At 70.9% G+C, this 20213-nt stretch carries 22 protein-coding genes; 4 read left to right on the top strand and 18 right to left on the bottom strand.

Annotated elements, in window-relative coordinates; all coding sequences use genetic code 11:
* The 8 genes from ACPEH0_RS13210 to infC all read right to left on the bottom strand — a co-directional run bounded on the left by ACPEH0_RS13210 (position 1) and on the right by infC (position 5717).
* Positions 1-927, bottom strand: a complete 927-nt coding sequence (locus tag ACPEH0_RS13210; protein WP_366214375.1) for an amino acid ABC transporter permease — start codon at positions 925-927, stop codon at positions 1-3.
* Positions 924-1580 (bottom strand): amino acid ABC transporter permease, encoded by a 657-nt coding sequence (locus tag ACPEH0_RS13205; RefSeq protein ID WP_366214374.1) that lies wholly within the window; start codon positions 1578-1580, stop codon positions 924-926. Before ACPEH0_RS13205 ends, ACPEH0_RS13210 begins: the two co-directional genes overlap by 4 nt.
* 72 nt (positions 1581-1652) lie before the next feature.
* Entirely contained in the window at positions 1653-2561 is a 909-nt protein-coding gene (locus ACPEH0_RS13200) for a glutamate ABC transporter substrate-binding protein (protein ID WP_366214373.1), read from the bottom strand.
* Between the two features lie 60 nt (positions 2562-2621).
* The gene (locus ACPEH0_RS13195; protein ID WP_197471643.1) at positions 2622-3341 is read right to left on the bottom strand and encodes an amino acid ABC transporter ATP-binding protein; all 720 of its coding nucleotides are present in this window, start codon (positions 3339-3341) and stop codon (positions 2622-2624) included.
* Between the two features lie 164 nt (positions 3342-3505).
* On the bottom strand, positions 3506-4303 hold the full coding sequence (locus tag ACPEH0_RS13190; RefSeq protein ID WP_366214372.1) for a TrmH family RNA methyltransferase: 798 nt from the start codon (positions 4301-4303) through the stop codon (positions 3506-3508).
* A gap of 96 nt (positions 4304-4399) precedes the next feature.
* On the bottom strand, positions 4400-4780 hold the full coding sequence (rplT, locus tag ACPEH0_RS13185; RefSeq protein ID WP_064003211.1) for a 50S ribosomal protein L20: 381 nt from the start codon (positions 4778-4780) through the stop codon (positions 4400-4402).
* Positions 4781-4812: 32 nt separating this feature from the next.
* Positions 4813-5007, bottom strand: a complete 195-nt coding sequence (rpmI, locus tag ACPEH0_RS13180; RefSeq protein WP_064003210.1) for a 50S ribosomal protein L35 — start codon at positions 5005-5007, stop codon at positions 4813-4815.
* 47 nt (positions 5008-5054) lie between these two features.
* Positions 5055-5717, bottom strand: coding sequence for a translation initiation factor IF-3 (infC, locus tag ACPEH0_RS13175; RefSeq protein ID WP_082886179.1), 663 nt, complete (start codon positions 5715-5717; stop codon positions 5055-5057).
* Between the two features lie 210 nt (positions 5718-5927).
* On the opposite strand from infC, the gene ACPEH0_RS13170 reads away from it, so the two are divergent.
* A complete protein-coding gene (locus tag ACPEH0_RS13170; RefSeq protein WP_064003209.1) occupies positions 5928-6326 on the top strand; it encodes a DUF1844 domain-containing protein in 399 nt (132 codons plus the stop codon).
* Positions 6327-6329: 3 nt separating this feature from the next.
* Here ACPEH0_RS13170 and ACPEH0_RS13165 read toward each other — a convergent pair whose 3' ends face one another.
* The 6 genes from ACPEH0_RS13165 to ACPEH0_RS13140 are packed head-to-tail and all read right to left on the bottom strand — an operon-like array spanning position 6330 to position 10692.
* Positions 6330-7106 (bottom strand): SseB family protein, encoded by a 777-nt coding sequence (locus ACPEH0_RS13165; protein WP_366214371.1) that lies wholly within the window; start codon positions 7104-7106, stop codon positions 6330-6332.
* Positions 7090-7836, bottom strand: coding sequence for a bifunctional 1-(5-phosphoribosyl)-5-((5-phosphoribosylamino)methylideneamino)imidazole-4-carboxamide isomerase/phosphoribosylanthranilate isomerase PriA (gene priA, locus ACPEH0_RS13160; RefSeq protein WP_217531364.1), 747 nt, complete (start codon positions 7834-7836; stop codon positions 7090-7092). The genes ACPEH0_RS13165 and priA overlap by 17 nt, the downstream gene beginning before the upstream one ends.
* 53 nt (positions 7837-7889) lie before the next feature.
* Complete coding sequence (hisH, locus tag ACPEH0_RS13155) at positions 7890-8534, bottom strand: imidazole glycerol phosphate synthase subunit HisH (RefSeq protein ID WP_217531365.1); 645 nt, start codon at positions 8532-8534, stop codon at positions 7890-7892.
* Positions 8531-9142, bottom strand: a complete 612-nt coding sequence (hisB, locus tag ACPEH0_RS13150) for an imidazoleglycerol-phosphate dehydratase HisB (protein ID WP_423719482.1) — start codon at positions 9140-9142, stop codon at positions 8531-8533. Before hisB ends, hisH begins: the two co-directional genes overlap by 4 nt.
* Before the next feature lie 53 nt (positions 9143-9195).
* Entirely contained in the window at positions 9196-10269 is a 1074-nt protein-coding gene (locus ACPEH0_RS13145; RefSeq protein ID WP_366214369.1) for a histidinol-phosphate transaminase, read from the bottom strand.
* Between the two features lie 27 nt (positions 10270-10296).
* Positions 10297-10692 (bottom strand): LysM peptidoglycan-binding domain-containing protein, encoded by a 396-nt coding sequence (locus tag ACPEH0_RS13140; RefSeq protein ID WP_217531367.1) that lies wholly within the window; start codon positions 10690-10692, stop codon positions 10297-10299.
* Positions 10693-10969: 277 nt separating this feature from the next.
* On the opposite strand from ACPEH0_RS13140, the gene lexA reads away from it, so the two are divergent.
* Entirely contained in the window at positions 10970-11635 is a 666-nt protein-coding gene (lexA, locus tag ACPEH0_RS13135) for a transcriptional repressor LexA (protein WP_064003202.1), read from the top strand.
* Between the two features lie 57 nt (positions 11636-11692).
* On the opposite strand, the gene metE is transcribed toward lexA, so the two are convergent.
* Both metE and ACPEH0_RS13125 read right to left on the bottom strand, forming a co-directional pair.
* A complete protein-coding gene (metE, locus tag ACPEH0_RS13130) occupies positions 11693-14017 on the bottom strand; it encodes a 5-methyltetrahydropteroyltriglutamate--homocysteine S-methyltransferase (protein ID WP_366214368.1) in 2325 nt (774 codons plus the stop codon).
* A complete protein-coding gene (locus tag ACPEH0_RS13125; protein WP_217531369.1) occupies positions 14014-14970 on the bottom strand; it encodes a methylenetetrahydrofolate reductase in 957 nt (318 codons plus the stop codon). The genes metE and ACPEH0_RS13125 overlap by 4 nt, the downstream gene beginning before the upstream one ends.
* A 210-nt stretch (positions 14971-15180) precedes the next feature.
* Between ACPEH0_RS13125 and ACPEH0_RS13120 the strand changes: the two genes are divergently transcribed.
* Positions 15181-17079 (top strand): prolyl oligopeptidase family serine peptidase, encoded by a 1899-nt coding sequence (locus tag ACPEH0_RS13120; RefSeq protein WP_366214367.1) that lies wholly within the window; start codon positions 15181-15183, stop codon positions 17077-17079.
* 12 nt (positions 17080-17091) lie between these two features.
* Here the strand turns inward: ACPEH0_RS13120 and hflX are convergent, their stop codons facing one another.
* On the bottom strand, positions 17092-18606 hold the full coding sequence (gene hflX / locus ACPEH0_RS13115) for a GTPase HflX (RefSeq protein ID WP_064003198.1): 1515 nt from the start codon (positions 18604-18606) through the stop codon (positions 17092-17094).
* Between the two features lie 78 nt (positions 18607-18684).
* Between hflX and ACPEH0_RS13110 the strand changes: the two genes are divergently transcribed.
* Positions 18685-19326: a class I SAM-dependent methyltransferase gene (locus tag ACPEH0_RS13110; RefSeq protein WP_217531371.1), complete on the top strand. Its 642-nt coding sequence runs from the start codon at positions 18685-18687 to the stop codon at positions 19324-19326.
* Between the two features lie 14 nt (positions 19327-19340).
* Here the strand turns inward: ACPEH0_RS13110 and dapF are convergent, their stop codons facing one another.
* A complete protein-coding gene (gene dapF / locus ACPEH0_RS13105; RefSeq protein WP_366214366.1) occupies positions 19341-20207 on the bottom strand; it encodes a diaminopimelate epimerase in 867 nt (288 codons plus the stop codon).
* Positions 20208-20213 lie beyond the last annotated feature (6 nt).

Raw genomic sequence — 20213 nt, 5'->3', positions numbered from 1 at the left:
TCAGAAACTACCGCCACCTCCGCCGGCACCGGGGTTGAACTTACCGAGACCCCGCTGCGCCGCAATGAGCTCGGTGTCGGTGGTCTCCTGCACCGGCCGCGCGGGACCGGCGCTGCTCTTCGGAACACGCCCGAGGCGCTTCTCGACCAGTCGCGCGACACCCGACAACGCGAGGCACAGCCCGATATAGATGGCGCCTGCGACGAGGGTCGCCTGGACGATGGGACGGTCGAGCGAGTTCTGCGACCCCAGGTACTTGGCGTAGAAGAGCAGCTCTTCGTAGGTGATGATGAACCCGAGGGCCGTATCTTTCAGGGTCACGACAAGCTGCGCGAGGATCACCGGCATCATCGCGCGGATCGCCTGCGGCAGGAGGACCAGGCGCATCACGCCGGACTTCGTGAGCCCGAGCGCGTATCCCGCCTCTGACTGGCCTCGGGGCAGCGATTCGACACCGGCACGGATGACCTCGGCGAGCACGGATCCGTTGTAGAGGATGAGCGCGACGACGACCACCCAGTAGCCCTCCATTCGGACACCGACGACCGGGAGTCCGTAGTAGAGCAGGAACATCATCACGAGGACGGGAACGGCGCGGAGGAACTCGACCACGGCGCCCACCGGCCACCGCAGCCACGCGTGATCGGAGAGACGCCCGATCGCCAACACGAACCCGAGAATGAGGGCTCCGACAGCGGCAGCTGCGAACGCGGCCAACGTACGGCCGGCGGCGAGGAGGAACTGCTCCCAGATCCGCGTGTAGGTGAAGGCGTTCCACTTCTCGGCGGAGAACTGTCCCGTGACCGCCAGCCGCCACACGAGGAATCCGACGACAGCGGCGACCACCACGATTGTCGCTGCCCCGATCACGCGGTTACGGGCGACGGCGCGAGGCCCGGGGACGTCGTACAGCACGCTGCTGCTCATCGCGCCACCTTCCAACGGTTCTCGAGCGATCGCTGACCCCACGAGAGGAGCAGGACGAGCGCGACGAAGATCACCATGACCCACAGGATGACGACGAGCTGATTCTCACCACGCTCGCTGAGCCAGTCGCGAGCCGATCCGAGGTTCATCACCGAGAACCCGGCGGCGACGGTCGTGTTCTTGAGGAGAGCGATGAAGACGCTCATCATCGGGGGGATGACCGACCGGAAGGCCTGGGGAAGAACCACCAGCGACATGACCTGACCGAAGGTGAGGCCCAGCGCACGGGCGGCTTCCGCCTGACCGACGGGGACGGTGTTGATCCCCGACCGGACGGTCTCCGCGACGTAGGTCGCCGTGTAGATGCCGAGCGCCGCGATGGCGAAGACAACCTGGACACCACCGCTCGCCCGGACGTCGAGCAGCGGCGGCAGCGTGAAGGCGAACCCGAAGAACACGAGGGTCAACGGGGTGTTGCGGATCGTGTTGACGTAGACGGTGCCGACGCCGCGCGCGATCGGCACCGGCGACACACGCATCGCTCCGACGATGATCCCGAGAATCAGCGCGAGGAGTCCACCCCCGAAGAAGAGCACGAGCGTGCCCAGGAGCGCTTCGCCCCAGAAGTCGAGGTTGTCGGTGATGACGCCCATGCGATCCTTTCGAACGTCTCAGAGGGGGGATGCCCGGGGAGACGAGCATGCGCGTCTCCCCGGGCACGGCGGTCAGTCGACCTCGGGCTGCTCGGCCTTCACACCGGCCGGCTCGAGGTACTCCTCATACAGGGCGGTCCAGACGTCGCCGCCGTCGGTAAACAGCGTGTTGATGTGGTCCTTCAGCACGGTGTCCCCGTCGGCGAGACCGACGCCGTAGCGCTCCTCGCTGAAGGGCTCGCCGGCGAGCTTGAGGTTGTCCGGGTCCTCCGCGACGTAGCCGGCGAGGATCGCCTCATCGGTCGTGATCGCGTCGACCTGACCATTGAGCAGCTGCTCGACGCACTCGGAGTAGGTCTGACGCTCGGTGACCTCGCCGTTGTACTCGTCGCGGATGCGCTGCAGCGGCGTGGATCCCGTGACGGAACACGTGACCTTGTCGGCGAGGTCGTCCGGACCGCTGATCGAGTCGTCGTCCGCAGCGACCAGCAGGCCCTGACCGGTGATGAAGTAGGGGCCGGCGAAGTCGATGACCTCGTCGCGGGCGTCCGTCATCGAGTAGGTGCCGACGTAGTAGTCGATGTTGCCGTTGACGATCTCCTGCTCACGGTTGGCGGAGGGGATCGTCTGGAAGTCGATCTGGTCCTCGTCGAAACCGAGCGAAGCGGCGATCCACCGTGCGATGTCGACGTCGAAGCCGGTGCGCTCACCGGAGACGGCGTCCTCGTAACCGAGACCGGGCTGGTCGCTCTTGACACCGACGACGATCTTGCCGGCCTCGGAGGCGCGGTCGAAGGTGGGGCTGCCGTCGAGCGACACGTCGCTGGCGACCTCCCAGAGGGCCTCGCTGCCCTCGGTGCCTTCGCCGCCAGTGCCGCCCTCGGCGCCGGGAGCGGTGGGGCTGCCGCTGTTGCAGCCGGCGAGCGCGAGTGCCGCGATCGCGATGCCGGCGAACGTGCCGGCGAGTCGAGTCTTACGCATGTGATCCTCCTGGTTTCGTGTCGTGCGTCGTTCGTCGCGCCGGTGCAGGGCGCGTACGTCTCAGTGGGTGATGAGCTTCGAGAGGAAGTCCTTCGCGCGGTCGCTCTTCGGGTTCGTGAAGAACTCCTGCGGTGCGGCCTCCTCGACGATCTGGCCGTCCGCCATGAAGACCACGCGGTCGGCCGCCTTCCGGGCGAAGCCCATCTCGTGGGTGACGACGATCATCGTCATCCCGTCCTGCGCGAGGCCGACCATGACGTCGAGGACCTCGTTGATCATCTCGGGGTCGAGCGCGGACGTCGGCTCGTCGAAGAGCATCACCTTCGGCTTCATCGCGAGCGCACGGGCGATCGCCACGCGCTGCTGCTGGCCGCCGGAGAGCTGCGCGGGCAGTTTGTCGGCCTGGTGGCCGACGCCCACGCGGTCGAGCAGCTCACGGGCGAGCTTCTCGGCATCCGCCTTCTTCATGCCCTTCACCTTGATCGGCCCGAGCGTCACGTTGTCGAGGATCGTCAGGTGCGAGAACAGGTTGAAGGACTGGAAGACCATGCCGACGTCGGCACGGAGCGCGGCGAGTGCCTTACCCTCCGCAGGGAGATCGGCGCCGTCGATCGTGATGCGGCCGCTGGTGATCGTCTCGAGACGGTTGATCGTGCGGCAGAGCGTCGACTTGCCGGACCCCGACGGGCCGACCACGACGACGACCTCGCCGCGGTTCACCGACAGGTTGATGTCGGTGAGCGCCTGGAAGTCGCCGTAGTGCTTCTGCACGTCGGACATGACGACGAGCGGCTCGCCTCGACGAACGTCGATGTTCGACGTGCGCGGCGCGGGATCGGCAGCAGGAGTGGTCATGGAACTCACCCTAGGCAACGCCCGCCCCGGTGAACGAGCGGATGCCACGGGGTTTACAGTTCCGTAATCAACCCTCGAGAATGGTCGCTTCAGGTCGCGCGCTGCGCGAAAGCCGATTCGTAGAGGCAGACGCTCGCCGCCGTCGCGAGATTCAGCGACTCGGCGCGGCCGTAGATGGGCAGCCGGAGCGACAGGTCCACGAGCTGGAGGGCGTCCTCGTCGAGTCCGCGCGCCTCGTTCCCGAAGACCCACGCGGTCGGCTCCGCCAGGGTCGTCCGGTGATCGACGAAGTCCTCTCCCCCGACGTCGGCCGCGACGATGCGCAGACCCGCGGAGCGTGCCCGCCCCGTCGCATCCGCGAGGTCCACCCCCACCGCGACGGGCAGGTGGAAGAGCGAACCGGTCGTCGCGCGGACGACCTTGGGGTTGAAGGGGTCCACCGTGCGACCGGTGAGGATGACCGCGTCGGCACCGACGGCATCCGCTGCTCGGATGATCGTCCCGAGGTTGCCCGGGTCGCGCACCTCCTCGCAGATCACGATGAGGCGGGGCTCGCCGTCGAAGACGTCGCGCACCGAGGTCGGCACCTGGCGGGCGACGGCCACGATGCCCTGGGGCGTCACCGTGTCGGCCATGGCGTCGATGACTTGCTCGCTCGCGAAGGCCACCTCGACACCGGCCTCGGATGCCGCATCGCGGATGTCCTGATGCTTGTCCCATGCCGTCGGGGTCGCATACAGCTCGAGCAGGGTGTCCGGCCGCCAGAGCAGAGCCTCCCGGGCGGCCTGCGGGCCCTCGAGGAGGTAGAGGCCGGTCTCCTGCCGCGCCGTGCGCTTCGTCAGCTTCGCGACCGCGCGGACGCGCGGTGAACGTGGGTTCTCGAGCACGCTCTCAGTGTAGGGCGGCGCGCGGCGAGCACCGGCATCCGGGAACGCGAAAAGGCGCCCTCCGAAGAGGACGCCTTCTCACGGATGCTGAGGCGATCAGGCCTTGGGCGCGTTGACGTCGGCCGGCAGCGCAGCCTTGGCCGTGGCGACGAGCGACGCGAAGACGGCCGGCTCGTTGACCGCGAGCTCGGCGAGCATGCGGCGGTCGACCTGGACACCCGCGAGGCCGAGGCCCTGGATGAAGCGGTTGTACGTGATGCCGTTCTGGCGGGCAGCGGCGTTGATGCGCTGGATCCAGAGGCGACGGAAGTCGCCCTTGCGCTTGCGACGGTCGCGGTACGCGTAGACGAGCGAGTGGGTGACCTGCTCCTTCGCCTTGCGGTACAGACGCGAACGCTGTCCGCGGTAACCGGAGGCGCGCTCGAGGATGACGCGACGCTTCTTGTGGGCGTTGACAGCCCGCTTGACTCTAGCCATTTCTTCTACTTCCTAGGGTGTTGCGTCGGCGCTCAGAGGCCGAGGAGCTTCTTGGCGACCTTGGCGTCGCCGGGAGCCAGGATCTTGTCGGCGGACAGGCGGCGGGTGCGCTTCGTGGGCTTGCCCTCGAAGTTGTGACGGAGGTTCGCCTGCTGCTTCTTGATCTTTCCGCTGCCGGTGACCTTGAAGCGCTTCTTGGCGCCCGAGTGGGTCTTCTGCTTGGGCATATCTCTTCCTTCGTTGTGGTTCCCGCCGGGCGGGGGTCTGGGGCCGCTTACTCCGCCGGAGCGGAGGCGGGGGTCTCGTCGGCCTGACCGGTGCGCGCCTCGCGGGCGGCCTGCTTCGTCGCGGCGCGGGCCGCGTTCTGCTCGGTCTTGACCTCGGACTTGTTCTTGTGGGGAGCCACCACCATCACCATGTTGCGGCCGTCGATCGTGGGGTTGGACTCCACGGTGCCGAACTCGGCGACGTCCTCCGCGAACTTGCGGAGCAGACGCACACCCTGCTCGGGACGCGACTGCTCGCGACCGCGGAACAGGATCATCGCCTTCACCTTGTCGCCGGCCTGGAGGAAGCCCTCCGCGCGCTTGAGCTTGGTGATGTAGTCGTGCGCCTCGATCTTCAGACGGAACCGGACCTCCTTGAGGACGGTGTTCGCCTGATTGCGCCGCGCTTCCTTGGCCTTCTGCGCAGCCTCGTACTTGAACTTGCCGTAATCCATGATCTTGACCACGGGGGGCTTCGAGTTCGGGGCTACCTCGACGAGATCGAGGTCGGCCTCTTGGGCCAGGCGCATGGCCACCTCGATGCGGACGACGCCGACCTGCTCACCCGCGGGTCCGACGAGGCGGACCTCGGGGACGCGGATGCGGTCATTGGTGCGGGGATCGCTGATGCGGAACTCCTCTTTCGTGCGGTGGACGGCCTCCGGTGACACGGAAATGTGTCGCCGGGCGGAAGATCGTCACGTCCACCCCGCACGATGCACGCATCGGCGTTCTGTGTTCTGCACCCTGGACAACCTCGCGGAACGAGGCGGAGTGCGGGACCCGGTAGCCTGGAGCGGCAAGCGCGGGTGGGATGTGATCCTCTTTCGACACGGAGCAGAACACTCCGGTGCCCGCAGAAGTCTAGCAGAGAGCAGCACGTGAGCACTATTCCGGCCGACCACAGCGACCACGACCCCGAGCGCCTCTCGCGCTGGGACGAGCAGGAGCGGGTCGCACAGTCCGCCACGCGGGACATCGCGGACGTCCCCGCCGTCGAGGTGATCACGACCACCTCGGTGCACCTCATGAGCGCCGCGGCCGTGAAGCTCGGCCTCGCCGACGACCCCGACACCCAGAAGGACCTCGACGAGGCGCGCAAGCTCATCAACGCCCTCGCCGGCCTCATCACCGCCGCCGCCCCCGAGGTGAGCGACATGCACGCCCGATCCCTCCGCGACGGGCTGCGCACACTGCAGCTCGCCTTCCGCGAGGCATCCAGCATCCCCGACCCGATCGGCAAGGGGCCCGGCGAGAAGTGGACCGGCCCCGTCACCTGACGTTCAGGCGCGGACGAGTTTGACAGTCAGCGAGTCCACCAGGACCGCGACGCGGTCATCCGCCGCCCATCGCGAAGCCAGACGCTGCAGGATCGCGTCGAGCGCCGCCTGATCCAGGCCGTCCACGAGGTGGAGACTGACGATCAGCTCCGAACCGCGCAGCCGCGAGTGCGGGTCGCCCGTCGCGACGGACAGGTCGAGCACACCGAGCTCGGTGCCGGTCGACTCCTGCAGGCCGGCGAACACCTCGGGCGAGGTGTGCGGCGGCTCCCAGCTCTGCCCCTGACCGATCGCCCAGACCGCCGGACGACGCAGGACGAACTCGGTCTCACTGCCGGGGTCGATCACGATGAGGTCGGTGTCGTCCGCGGCGGCCGACAGCGCCGTGCGGACGCCGTCGGCGGGGACCGGACGGGCCGCGGCATCCCACCGCGACATCGCCTGCACGGAGGAGAACACCGGCAGGACGCGGCGCCCGTCGGGCGCGGCGACGGTGACGATCGAGAGCTCCTGGGTCTTGTCGACGGTGAGCCCCGTCGGGCCGACACCCTCCTCGCCCTTCTCGGCGACGAGGGGGATCAGCAGGCGTGCCGTGCGATACGCGTCGACGACCGCCGCGGCATCCCCCTCCCCCGCGTGGAACGCGGTGAGCGCGGCCAGCAGCGCGGGGTCGGCGCTGCCGTCGTCGCCGCTGTGAGGGTTGGGCTGGAAGCTCCGCCCCTCCCAGGGCACGCCGGCGGAATCCGCCGAGTGCGCGTGCGGGTCAGTGTCCGGCGACATCCAGCGCCTCGGCCAGCGTGAACGCGCCGGCGTACAGGGCCTTGCCGACGATGGCGCCCTCGACGCCGAGGGGGACGAGTTCGCGCAGCGCCGCGATGTCGTCGAGGCTCGAGATGCCACCGGAGGCGACGACGGGCTTGTCGGTGCGGACGGCGACCTCGCGCAGCAGCTCGATGTTCGGGCCCTGCAGCGTGCCGTCCTTCGTCACGTCGGTGAGGACGTAGCGGCTGCACCCGGCATCCTCGAGGCGGTCCAGCACCTGCCACAGGTCGCCGCCGTCGCGGGTCCATCCGCGCGCCGCGAGCGTGGTGCCCCGGACGTCGAGGCCGACGGCGATCGCCTCGCCGTAGCGCAGGATGACGTCGGCCGCCCACTCCGGGTTCTCGAGCGCCGCGGTGCCGAGGTTGATGCGCGTGGCACCGGAGTCGAGCGCCGCGTCGAGCGATTCGTCGTCGCGGATGCCGCCCGAGAGCTCGACCTTCACCCCGCGGAGCGACTTGATGACCTTGCGCAGCAGGGTCGCGTTCGACCCACGACCGAACGCGGCGTCGAGGTCGACGAGGTGGATCCACTCGGCCCCCTGGCGCGCCCACTCCTGGGCTGCGTCGACGGGGTCGCCATAGCTCGTCTCGGTGCCGGCCTCACCCTGCGTCAGTCGGACGGCCTTGCCGTCGGCGACGTCCACAGCGGGCAGCAGGATCAGTTCGGGCGTGGATGCGAATTCGTTCATGGCTCCGGGTGGGACGATGTGCGCACCGGGCGCGCGCACAGAGGGACACGTTACTAGGACGCGGGAAGCGACCCGATCCAGTTCGACAGCAGACGGATGCCGGCCGCGCCCGACTTCTCGGGGTGGAACTGCGTCGCCGACAGCGGGCCGTTCTCGACGGCGGCGAGGAACGGCGCCCCGTAATCGCACCAGGTGAGCACCGGCTCGCGGAACGGCTTGATGACGTCGAGGGTCCAGTCCTGCGCGCCGTAGGAGTGCACGAAGTAGAAGCGTTCGTCCTCGAGTCCGGCGAAGAGCGTCGACCCCTCGCCGGCGCGGACGGTGTTCCAGCCCATGTGGGGCAGCACCGGTGCCTGCAGCTCGGTGACCGCGCCCGGCCACTCCCCCAGCCCCTCGGTGTCGACTCCGCGTTCGACGCCCAGCTCGAACATCACCTGCATCCCGACGCAGATGCCGAGGACCGGCATCCCCCCGGCGAGACGGCGACCGATGAGCTCGTCGCCGCGGCTCGCGCGCAAGGCCGACATGACGGCGGAGAAGGCCCCGACGCCCGGGACGAGGAGTCCGGCGGCGTCGGCGATCAGGCCGCGATCCTTCGTCAGCCGCGCATCGGCGCCCGCTTCGCTGAGCGCCTTGACGGCCGAGTGGACGTTGCCGGAGCCGTAGTCGAGGACCGCGACGAGCGGTGCATCCGTCACAGGGCGCCCTTGGTGCTCGGGATGCCGGCGACGAGGGGATCGAGCGCCTTCGCCTGGCGGAACGCGCGGGCGAAGGCCTTGTACTCCGCCTCGGCGATGTGGTGCGGATCGCGGCCGGCGACGAGGGTCACGTGCATGGTCAGGCCGGCGTGGAAGGCGATCGTCTCGAAGGTGTGGCGCACGAGCGAGCCGGTGAAGTGGCCGCCGATCAGGTGGAACTCGTAGCCCGCCGGCTCACCGGAGTGGACGAGGTAGGGCCGGCCGCTGATGTCGACGACCGCCTGCGCCAGCGCCTCGTCGAGCGGCACGAGCGCATCGCCGTACCGCGAGATGCCGGACTTGTCGCCCAGTGCCTGACGGATCGCCTGGCCGAGCACGATGGCCGTGTCCTCGACGGTGTGGTGCGCGTCGATGTGGGTGTCGCCCGCCGCGCGGACCGTCAGGTCTGTGAGCGAGTGCTTCGCGAACGCCGTGAGCAGGTGGTCGAAGAACGGCACGGTCGTGTCGATCGTGCTCCGACCGGTGCCGTCGAGGTCGAGCTCGAGCTCGATGGTCGACTCGCTGGTCGCCCGCCGGACGGAGGCGGTGCGGGGCGCAGGGGTGCTCATGCCCCGAGTCTACCGAGGCATGATGGGCCGACCGCGCCCGTGACGGAGTCGGCTCAGAGGGAGGCGAGCGCCTCGAGGAACGCCGTCGACTCCTCTTCGCTGCCCGCCGTGACGCGGAGGGTGTGCGGCAGGCCGACGTCGCGGATGAGGACGCCGCGGTCGTAGAGACCCTGCCAGGTCGCCGCCGGGTCGTCCACGCCCCCGAAGAGGACGAAATTGGACCAGCTCTCGTACGGCGAGTACCCGAGCGCCGACAGGGTCGCCGAGATGCGGTCGCGCTGCGCGACGATGTCATCGACCATGCGGAGCATCGTCGGGGCGTGGCGGAGGGCGGCCGTGGCCGCGGCCTGGGTGAGTGCGCTGAGGTGATACGGCAGGCGCACCAGGCGGAGCGCGTCGATGAGCGCGGGATCGGCGGCGAGGTAGCCCACGCGCGCCCCGGCGAAGGCGAAGGCCTTGCTCATCGTGCGCGACACGACGAGACGCTCGCGGTCGTGAAGCAGCGTGAGCGCGGACGGCTCGTCGCGCGGGGCGAACTCCTGGTACGCCTCGTCGACGATCACGATGCCCCGGGAGGCCTCGTAGACGGCCTCGATGACCTCGAGCGACAGCGGCGTGCCGGTGGGGTTGTTCGGTGTGCAGAGGAAGACCACGTCCGGCTGCGCGCGTTCTATCTGCTCGGCGGCATCCGCTGCGGACAGGGTGAAGTCGTCGCCGCGCGTACCGCTCACGTAGGTGGCGCCCGTGGCGCCCGTGAGCAACGGGTACATGGAGTACGTCGGCGCGAACCCGAAGGCCGAGCGCCCCGGCCCACCGAACGCCTGCAGGATGTGCTGGAGGACCTCGTTCGACCCGTTGGCCGCCCAGATCTGATCCGGTTCGAGACCGTGGCCCAGGTAATCCGCGAACCCCTCGCGCAGAGCCGTGAACTCACGGTCGGGGTAGCGGTTGATGTCGCGCAGCGCCTGCGCGATGCCGTCGAGGATGTCGTCCGCGACCTCTTCGGGAACCGGGTGGGTGTTCTCGTTGACGTTGAGCGTCACGGGCAGCGACGCCTGCGGGGCGCCGTAGGGGATCTTGCCGCGCAGGTCGTCGCGGAGGGGGAGGTCGTCGAGACTGGCACTCACCCCGCCATCGTAGGACGTGGCGCGGCCTTACTCGCCCGCCTGCGCCGAGTAGGTGGCCGGGATCGCGATCGACTGACCGGCGTCCACCGCGGAGGACGACAGCGCGTTGAGGCGGACGATCGCGTCGATGACGTCGCGCGGGTCGCTGTCGGGCGCGATGTCCTGCGCGATGCTCCACAGCGATTCGCCGGGCATCACGGTCACGGTGTCGAAAGACCCCGCGGACGCCCCCGCGTCGCCGCTCGCGAGAGCACCCCCGCTGGAGAGGATGCCGACGCCCAGAGCGACGACCACGGGCAGTGCGGCGAGCGTGGCGAGGACACGGCGACCTCGCGTGGTCATCCGAAGGCGCGTGCGCACGACAGGCGCAGTCGCGGTGGTGATGGTGATCGCGGTGCTGGTGGTCGCGGTGATCGAGTTCATGGTGTCCTCCTCGGGGTGACCCCGGTCAGATGAGATCTTCGCCCCCGCCCGTCGGCCGGGACGGACGGGTGCGAAGTTCTCTTCCGAATCTATCTTCGAAGTTCGTCGACTGTCAAGGGTGCGGTTCTCCGCAGATCGATCGAAGACGACACGCGGTCGGCTACGGGACGATCCGATCGACACCGGATACGGTTTCGATGACCAGAGCCCATCACCAACCTCCGACATTCGAAGGCGAGTGCTCCCGGAGGGACCCCGGGGTGACGAAAGGAACGACATGAGCGACAAGCCGCAGACGCGTCGGCGCAAGAGCCTGAGCGACAAGCAGCTCGCCATCCTCGAGGTGATCCAGCGCTCCATCGCCCGTCACGGATACCCGCCGAGCATGCGCGAGATCGGCGACGCCGTCGGCCTCAAGTCGCTCTCGAGCGTCACCCATCAGCTCAACCAGCTCGAGCTGAGCGGCTACCTCCGTCGCGACCCCGGCAAGACGCGCGCCATGGAGGTCCTCATCGATCTGCCGGGCTCGGCGGGCGAGAACCCTGCGGACGTCGCCCCGAGCGTCGGCGACGCCGCGATGGTGCCGCTGGTCGGCCGGATCGCCGCCGGCGTCCCCATCACCGCCGACCAGCAGGTCGAGGAGATCTTCCCCCTCCCCCGTCAGCTCGTCGGCAAGGGCGAACTGTTCATGCTGAAGGTCTCGGGCGACTCGATGATCGACGCCGCGATCTGCGACGGCGACTGGGTCGTCGTCCGCTCGCAGGCCACCGCCGACAACGGCGAGATCGTCGCCGCCATGCTCGACGGCGAGGCGACGGTGAAGACCTTCCGCCAGCGCGACGGTCACACGTGGCTGCTCCCCCGCAACTCGGCCTTCGAGCCGATCCTCGGCGACGACGCGGTCGTCCTGGGCAAGGTCGTCGCGGTCCTGCGCGCCGTGTGACGGCGCGCACGCGAAGAGAGGGGATGCCGGGCGGCATCCCCTCTCTTCGTTGCGGCCTCAGACCCCGGCGCCCACCTCGGCGCGGACCGCGCGAGCCGCCGCGACGATGTGGCGGAGGGAGGCGACCGTCTCGTCGTACCCGCGCGTCTTCAGACCGCAGTCCGGGTTCACCCACAGGCGACGGACGTCGAGCTCCGCGACGGCGCGCTCGAGCAGCGACGACACCTCGTCGACGGACGGCACGCGCGGCGAGTGGATGTCGTAGACGCCCGGTCCGATGCCGTGGGCGAATCCGGATGCCGCGACCTCCGAGATGACCTCGCCCCGACTGCGGGCGGCCTCGATCGACGTGACGTCGGCATCGAGCGCCGCGATCGCGTCGATCACGACCCCGAACTCGGAGTAGCAGAGGTGCGTGTGGATCTGGGTCTCGTCGGCGGCGCCCGCAGTGGCGAGCCGGAAGGACCCGACCGACCAGTCGAGGTACGCCGGCTGGTCGGCGGTCCGCAGCGGCAGGAGCTCCCGGAGCGCCGGCTCGTCGACCTGCACGATCGCGATGCCCGCCCGCTCGAGGTCGGCGATCTCGTCGCGGAGTGCGAGGGCGACCTGGTCGGCCGTCTCGCCGAGCGGCTGGTCGTCGCGGACGAAGGACCAGGCGAGGATCGTGACGGGTCCGGTCAGCATGCCCTTGACGGGCGCGGCGGACAGCGACTGCGCGTAGGCCGCCCACGGCACCGTGATGGGTGCGGGGCGCGAGACGTCCCCCCACAGGATCGACGGGCGCGTCGCGCGGGAGCCGTAGGACTGCACCCACCCGTTGCGGGTGACCGCGAACCCGTCGAGGTTCTCGGCGAAGTACTGCACCATGTCGTTGCGCTCGGGCTCGCCGTGCACGAGGACGTCGAGCCCGATGTCCTCCTGCAGAGCGATGACGCGCGCGATCTCGTCGCGGAGGAACCCTTCGTAGGTCGCCTCGTCGATCTCGCCGCGCGTCGCGCGGGCGCGCGCCCGGCGGATCTCGGCGGTCTGCGGGAAGGATCCGATCGTGGTCGTCGGGAGCGCCGGCAGACCCAGCACCGCGTCCTGTGCGGCGGCACGCACCTCGAACGGGGTGCGGGATCGGTCTGCCGGGGTGAGCCCGCCGGCACGGGCGCGGACGGCGCCGTCGCGGACCCCGGGCGCCGAGCGGCGGTCGGCGAGGGCGGCCGTCGCGGCATCCAACTCCCCGGCGATCGCGTCGCGACCATCGGCGAGCCCGCGTGCCAGGGTCGTCACCTGGGAGACCTTCTGATCGGCGAAGGCGAGCCAGGACACGAGGCGGGGATCGAGGTCGGGCTCGTCGGCGAGGTCGTGCGGCACGTGCTGCAGCGACGTCGAGGTGCCGACCGCGACGGCCGCGGCGCCGAGGCCGCCGACCGCGTCGAGCACGTCCGCCGCGCCGGCGAGGTCGCCCCGCCAGACGTTCCGGCCGTCGACGACGCCCGCGACGATCACCTTGTCGTCGAGTCCCGCGACGGGCGACGGCACGCCGCCGCGGGTGAGGTCGATCGCGAGGCCCTCGGCGGCGGAGGCGGCGATCGCGCGCCAGGCGGGCGCGGAGAGCGCGCCGTATCCGGCGGCGACCAGGATCTCGGGACGGTCGCCGGAGGCGGTGAGGACGTCGAGTGAGCGGGCGGCGGCGGTCGCGAGCTCGTCGTCCGAGTACCCGAGCGACTGGCTCACGAGGGCCGGCTCGTCGATCTGCACCCAGTGCGCCCCTGCGTCGCGGAGAGCGGCGAGCAGCTCGACGTACACGGGCAGCAGGTCGTCGAGCCGGTCCAACGGGCGCGTGCCGGGGGCCGCGGCATCCGTCCCCTTCGCGAGGGCGAGGAAGGTGACCGGGCCGACGAGCACCGGACGGGTGACGTATCCGTCCGCGACGGCCTCCGCCACCTGCCGCGCGAACCGATCGCTCGAGAGGGCGAACCGCGTATCGGGGCCGATCTCGGGCACGAGGTAGTGGTAGTTCGTGTCGAACCACTTCGTCATCTCCAGCGGCGCGGCCTCGCCCACGCCGCGGGCGGCGGCGAACAGGGCCGACAGCGGCACCGACCCGTCCTCCGCACGCAGGTGCGCGAACCGCTCGGGAAGGGCGCCGACGGCCGCGGCGACGTCGAGGACCTGGTCGTAGAAGGAGAACGTCTCGGGGATCGACGAGTCACCGCGACCCAGCCCGAGCTCGGCGAGGCGGGCGCGGGTGGTCCGGCGCAGGTCGGCGGCGACGGACTCGAGTCCCGCCTCGTCGAGCGCGCCGCTCCAGTGGGCCTCGACGGCGCGCTTGAGTTCGCGGCGACGGCCGATGCGGGGGTAGCCGAGGATCGTTCCGGCGGGGAAGGCGGTCATGAGGTCTCCTCTGTCGCGGGGATGATGCCCGCCTCGCGCAGGGTGGCGAGGACGGTGTCGTGATTGTTGAAGGCGTAGAGATGGATGCCGGGGGCACCGCCCGCGAGGACGGCCCGGCAGAGATCGGCGGCGTATCGGACACCGATCTCGCGGCGACCGTCGGCGGTGGGCTCGACGTCGAGGTCGACGGCGAGGGTGCCGGGGACCTGCTCGCCCGTCAGCTCGATGACACGGCGCAGTCGGGAGGGCGAGGTGATCGGCATGATGCCCGGCAGGATCGGGATCTCGACCCCGGCACTGCGGGCGCGGGCGACGAAGGCAAGGTAATCGTCGGCGTGGAAGAACAACTGGGTGATCGCGAGGGTCGCCCCCGCGGCCTGCTTCGCGAGGAGGGCGTCGATGTGCTCGGCGGGGTACCGCGAGCGCGGGTGGCCGTTGGGGAAGGCGGCGACGGCGATGTCGACGCTCGGCCGCCGCTCGACGCGGGCGGCGCCCGGGACGCCGGGGATGGGCTCCTCGGTGTACGGGGACGTCTCGGCCTGCACGCGGTCGATGAGCTGCACCAGCTGGGCCGCGCTCTCGAGGTCGCCGAGCGCCGCCGCATCCTCTCCGGCTCCCGCCGGCGGATCCCCCCGCAGCGCCAGGAAGGAGCGTATGCCGGCGTCGAGGAACTCGCGGATGAGGGCCGTCGCCTCGGCGTACGAGCTGCCGATGCAGGTCAGGTGCGCCAACGGCTCGACGCGCGTCTCGCGCAGGATGTGCGTGAGCACCTCGAGGGAGCGACCGCCGCCGGAGCCGCCGGCGCCGTAGGTGACGGAGATGAAGGCGGGGTCGACGGCGGCGAGCCGGTCGATCGTCTCGTAGAGGGCGGCGTAGGACGCGTCGGTGCGCGGCGGGTAGACCTCGAACGAGACCGGCACCGTCGTGACCGACGGGGGCTGGATGATCGACATGGCGGTGCTCCGGAGACGGGACGGAAAGGCCTGGCGGCCGCGGACCGCACACACGGGTGCGGGGACATCGCGGGCGGGTGCCGGGCTCGGCTGTCGCTCCGGGCCCGGGGTTCCGGGCCACTGTTGATGCCCTCATGCTGCCACGCGGGTCGGCGCCGTGACGGGCATGTGACGCCCGGTTTCGATCCGGCCGCCGCGTACCGTGGAGCCATGACGACGATCGCCCCCTACGGTTCCTGGATCTCGCCGCTGTCCGCCGCCGACGCCTCCGCCGCGGCCGCGCGGTTCGACGGCGCACGGTACGTCGGCGACGAGATCTGGTGGGGCGAGTCCCTGCCCGACGAGGGCGGCCGGACGACGGTGCGCCGCGCGGCCGACGACGGCACCGCGATCGACGTGCTGCCCGCGCCCTGGAGCGCCCGGTCCCGCGTGCACGAGTACGGCGGTGGGTCGTGGACGACCTCCGACGACGGCCGTCTGTTCTTCGTCGAGAAGACAGACCAGCGCGTCTGGATGCTGCGCCCCGGCGGCGAGCCCGAGGCCCTCACCCCGGTCGACGACCGCGCCCGCCACGGCGGCCTGCGCTGGCAGGCGGGCACCCTGCTGGCCGTCCGCGAGGTCCACGACGACTCCCCCGTCCCCCGCCGGTCGATCGTTGCGATCCCGCTCGCGGGCGGCGAGGTGCGTGAGCTCGTCAGCAGGAGCGACTTCCTCGCTCAGCCCGCCCTGTCGCCCGACGGCCGGCGGCTCGCCTGGGTCGCGTGGGACCACCCGGACATGCCGTGGGACCGCACGCAGGTCCGCGTCGCGGAGCTCGACGACGGCCTCGTGTCGACCTGGCGGACGGTGACGTCGGGCGCGACCGCCGCGCTGCAGCCGGAGTGGGATGCCGCGTGCCGCCTCGTCTTCGTCGACGACCCGACGGGGCGGTGGAACCTCCGCCGCGAAGACGCGGCATCGCCCGAGGGATCCGTGCCGGTCGCACCCGCGGACGCGGACACCGGCGGCGGCCTGTGGGTGCTCGGCGTGCGGTGGTACGCCCCGCTCGCCGACGGCGGATTCGTCGCCGTCCGCACGAACGGCGCCGACGAGGTCGTGCGCATCGGGGCGGACGGCGTCGTCGCCGCGACGGACGTGCCGGCACGATCCCGCGTCGTCGTCGAGGACGTGGCGGGCTCGCGCGCGCTCGTCTCGGGGACGGGCCCTGGGATCACCGGCATCTGGGAGATCGCCCCGGACGGACGCGCGCGCCTCGTCCGCGGCACACCCTCGGGTCTGGGCGCGGAGTGGATCCCGCCGGTACGCCCGCTGACCGTCCCCGGACCGCACGGCGGCGTCCACGCCTACGACCACCCGCCGACGAGTCCGGACTTCGCCGCCCCCGAGGGCGAACTGCCGCCGTACCTCGTCCTCGTGCACGGCGGCCCGACGGCGCACGTCGGCGGCGTCGCCGACAGCCGAATCACCTTCTTCACGAGCCGCGGCATCGGCGTCCTGGAGGTCAACTACGGCGGCTCGACCGGGTACGGACGCGCCTACCGCGAACGACTGCGGGGGCAGTGGGGCGTCGTCGACCGCGACGACGTGGCAGCCGCGGCATCCGGTCTCGCGGCGGAGGGACGAGCGGATGCCGCCCGCATCGCGATCGCCGGTGGTTCTGCCGGCGGGTGGACCGTCCTCGCCGCCCTCGTCGGGACGGACGTGTTCAGCGCGGGCATCTCCCGCTACGGGGTGGGGGATGCGCGGCTGCTGGCGACCGACACCCACGACTTCGAGGCGCGCTACCTCGACGGGCTCATCGGGCCCCTGCCCGAGGCCGAGGCGCTCTACCTCGAACGCTCACCCCTCGGCCACACGGAGGGCTTCCGCGTGCCGGTGCTCCTGCTGCAGGGCGCCGACGACGCGGTGGTGCCGCCGTCGCAGGCCGAAGCGATCCGGGACGCGCTGGCGGCGAAGGGCGTGCCCCACGCCTACGTCCTGTACGACGGCGAGGGGCACGGCTTCCGACGGGGGGAGAACGTCATCCACGCGCTCGAGTCCGAACTCGCCTTCCTGGGCGAGGTGTTCGGTTTCGAGACGCCCGGCGTCCCCGCGATCACGCTCAGCTGACCGCGGGCGCGCTCAGCGGGTGAAGGGCGCGAGCTCCGCGGCGAGTCGCTCCGACACGTGCGCGTGGACGGCGGTTCCGCCCTCCTCGTGGCGTGTCGACAGGATGTGTCCGGACTCGTGGACCGCGTTGACGAGGTCGCCGCGGTCGTACGGCACGAGCGCCCGGACCTCGACGGCCGGCAGCGGCAGGGCGTCCTCGATCGTCGCGCGCAGCTCGGCGACGCCTTCGCCCGTCCGGGACGAGACGAAGTGGGCCTTCGGCTCGAGCCCGCGCAGCACGAGCCGCGTGTCGGGGTCGATGAGATCGGCCTTGTTGAAGACGACGATCTCGTTCGTCGAGCGAGCGCCCACGTCGCCCATCACGTCGCGCACGGTCGCCAGCTGCGCCGCCGGATCGGGGTGCGACCCGTCGACGACGTGCACGATGACGTCGGCATCGCCGACCTCCTCGAGCGTCGAGCGGAACGCCTCGACCAACTGGTGCGGCAGGTTGCGGACGAACCCGACGGTGTCGGTCAGCGTGTAGACGCGTCCGTCGGCGGCCTGGGCCCGGCGCACCGTGGCATCCAGCGTCGCGAACAGGGCGTTCTCGACGAGGACACCCGCGCTCGTGAGCTTGTTCAGCAGGCTCGACTTGCCGGCGTTCGTGTACCCCGCGATCGCGACCGAGGGGATCGTGTTGCGCTTGCGCTCGGCGCGCTTGGCGTCGCGGGCGGGCGCGAAGTCGCGGATCTGCCGGCGCAGCATCGCCATGCGGGTGCGGATGCGGCGACGGTCGAGCTCGATCTTCGTCTCACCGGGACCGCGCGAGCCCATACCGGCACCGCCGGCACCGACCTGGCCACCCGCCTGACGGCTCATCGAGTCACCCCACCCGCGCAGGCGCGGGAGGAGGTACTCGAGCTGGGCGAGCTCGACCTGCGCCTTGCCCTCGCGGCTCTTCGCGTGCTGGCTGAAGATGTCGAGGATGACGGTCGTGCGGTCGATGACCTTGACCTTGACGACGTCCTCGAGCGCACGCCGCTGGCTGGGGGCGAGCTCGGTGTCGGCGATGACGGTGTCGGCGCCGACGGCGACGACGAGGTCGCGCAGTTCCGCGGCCTTCCCGCGGCCGATGTAGGTCGCCGGGTCGGGGTGCGGACGCCGCTGCAGCACGCCGTCGAGGACGACGGCACCGGCGGTCTCGGCGAGCGCCGCGAGCTCGCGCAGCGAGTTCTCGGCATCCTCCGTCGATCCCTGCGGGTAGACGCCCACGAGGACGACGTTCTCGAGGCGCAGCTGCCGGTACTCGACCTCGGTGACGTCCTCGAGTTCGGTCGACAGGCCGGGGACGCGGCGCAGCGCGGCGCGCTCCTCGCGGTCCCATTGCTCGCCGTCGGTGTCGCCGTAAGCGACGGTGCTCTCGTCCTGCAACGCCTGTGCGGCGCCGAACACGCGCACCCCCGAACGCGCTTCGGCGCGCGCGAGCACGCGGTCGACCGGGTCCACCGGTTCGTCCGTCGTGGCAGGGGTGGTGGTGTCTGTCATGTGATCCTTTCGCGGCCTCGCGGCCATCCGTGAACTCTAGCTTCCCGCGCCCGGGACCGCCTCCGCTACGCTCGTCGCATGGGGAGCGACCATTACTTCAGCGCGTCCCCGTCCAGCTCTGAGAACCTCCGCCGCATCCGTGTGTCCCTGGCCGGTCGCGATGTCGAGGTGACGACGGCGGGCGGGGTGTTCAGTCCCGACCACATCGACGGCGGGACGGCCGTGCTCCTGGCGAACACTCCCCCACCACCGGCCGGCGGTCATCTGCTCGACCTCGGATGCGGCTGGGGTCCGATCGCACTGTCCCTCGCCCTCGACGCCCCGCGCGCCACGGTCTGGGCCGTGGACGTCAACGAGCGGGCTCTCGACCTCGTCCGCCGCAACGCGGAGGAACTCGGCCTCGACAACGTCAACGCCGTACAGCCCGAAGATGTTCCGGAGGGCGTCGCCTTCCGCACGATCCGTTCGAACCCTCCGATCCGGGTGGGTAAGGACGTCCTGCACGGGATGCTCGAGACCTGGATCCCCCGGCTCGCCGAACGCAGCGACGCGTGGCTCGTCGTCCAGCGCAACCTCGGCTCCGATTCGCTGCAGCGCTGGCTCGCCGCCTCGCTGGACCGCGGCTATTCGGTCAGCCGCGCGGCGACCGGACGCGGCTTCCGCGTGTTGAAGGTGCGCCGCCACGGCACGCCCGCGACGGGCACGATCCCGCTCCCCTGACGTCGCCGTCCGGCTCAGGCGAGGGTGATCTCGCCGGAGAAGACGAGGGATGCCGGCCCCGAGAGGAGCACCCGCTCCCCCGCATCCGTCCGGAGCACCCGGACGCCCAGGCGACCGCCCGGCACGTCGACGTTCCAACGGTCCGGCGCACCGGTGCCGGCCCAGTGACGGACGGCGAGCGCGGATGCCGCGACCCCCGTCCCGCACGAGAGGGTCTCGCCCACGCCCCGCTCGAACACGCGCATGCGGATGGCGCCGACGCCGTCGGTGACGAGGGGCTCCTCGGGGACGACGAACTCGACGTTGGCGCCGGCGGCGGGCTCCGGGTCGAGGAGCGGCTGCACGGACAGGTCCAGCCCGGCGAGCTCGTCCTCGCTGGAGAGCGCGACGACGACGTGCGGGTTCCCGACGTCGATGCCGAGACCGGGTCGGGCGACCTTGAGCCCGCGGGCGCGGACGAGGACCTCGTCCGCCGTCGGTCGCCACAGGCCCAGGTCGACCTCGAAGCCGTTGTCGGCGAGGGTGACGGTCTTGGTGCCGGCGCGGGTGCCGATCCGGAGGGTCTCGCCCGGCGCGAGCGTCGCGAGCCCGGCGCTGAGCAGGTACTTCACGAAGACGCGGACCCCGTTGCCGCACATCTCGGCGACGGATCCGTCGGCGTTGCGGTAGTCCATGAACCACTCGGCGTCGGGGGTCTGCGCGCCGGCGTCGATGGCCGAGGAGCGCACGACGCGCAACAGCCCGTCACCGCCGATGCCGAAGCGACGATCGGTCAGAGCGGCGATCTGCTCGCCGGTCAGGTACAGGTCGCCGTCGGGATCGGCGACCACGACGAAGTCGTTGCCCGTCCCGTGGCCCTTCGTGAATGCGATCGTCGACACCGGACC

Origin of the sequence: Microbacterium sp. NPDC079356 (assembly GCF_049545465.1) — a bacterium.
In the GTDB taxonomy this organism is placed as follows: Bacteria; Actinomycetota; Actinomycetes; order Actinomycetales; family Microbacteriaceae; genus Microbacterium; species Microbacterium gawkjiense.
Note: the sequence above shows the minus strand (reverse complement) of the source record. Positions and strands in the feature narration are given on the sequence as shown.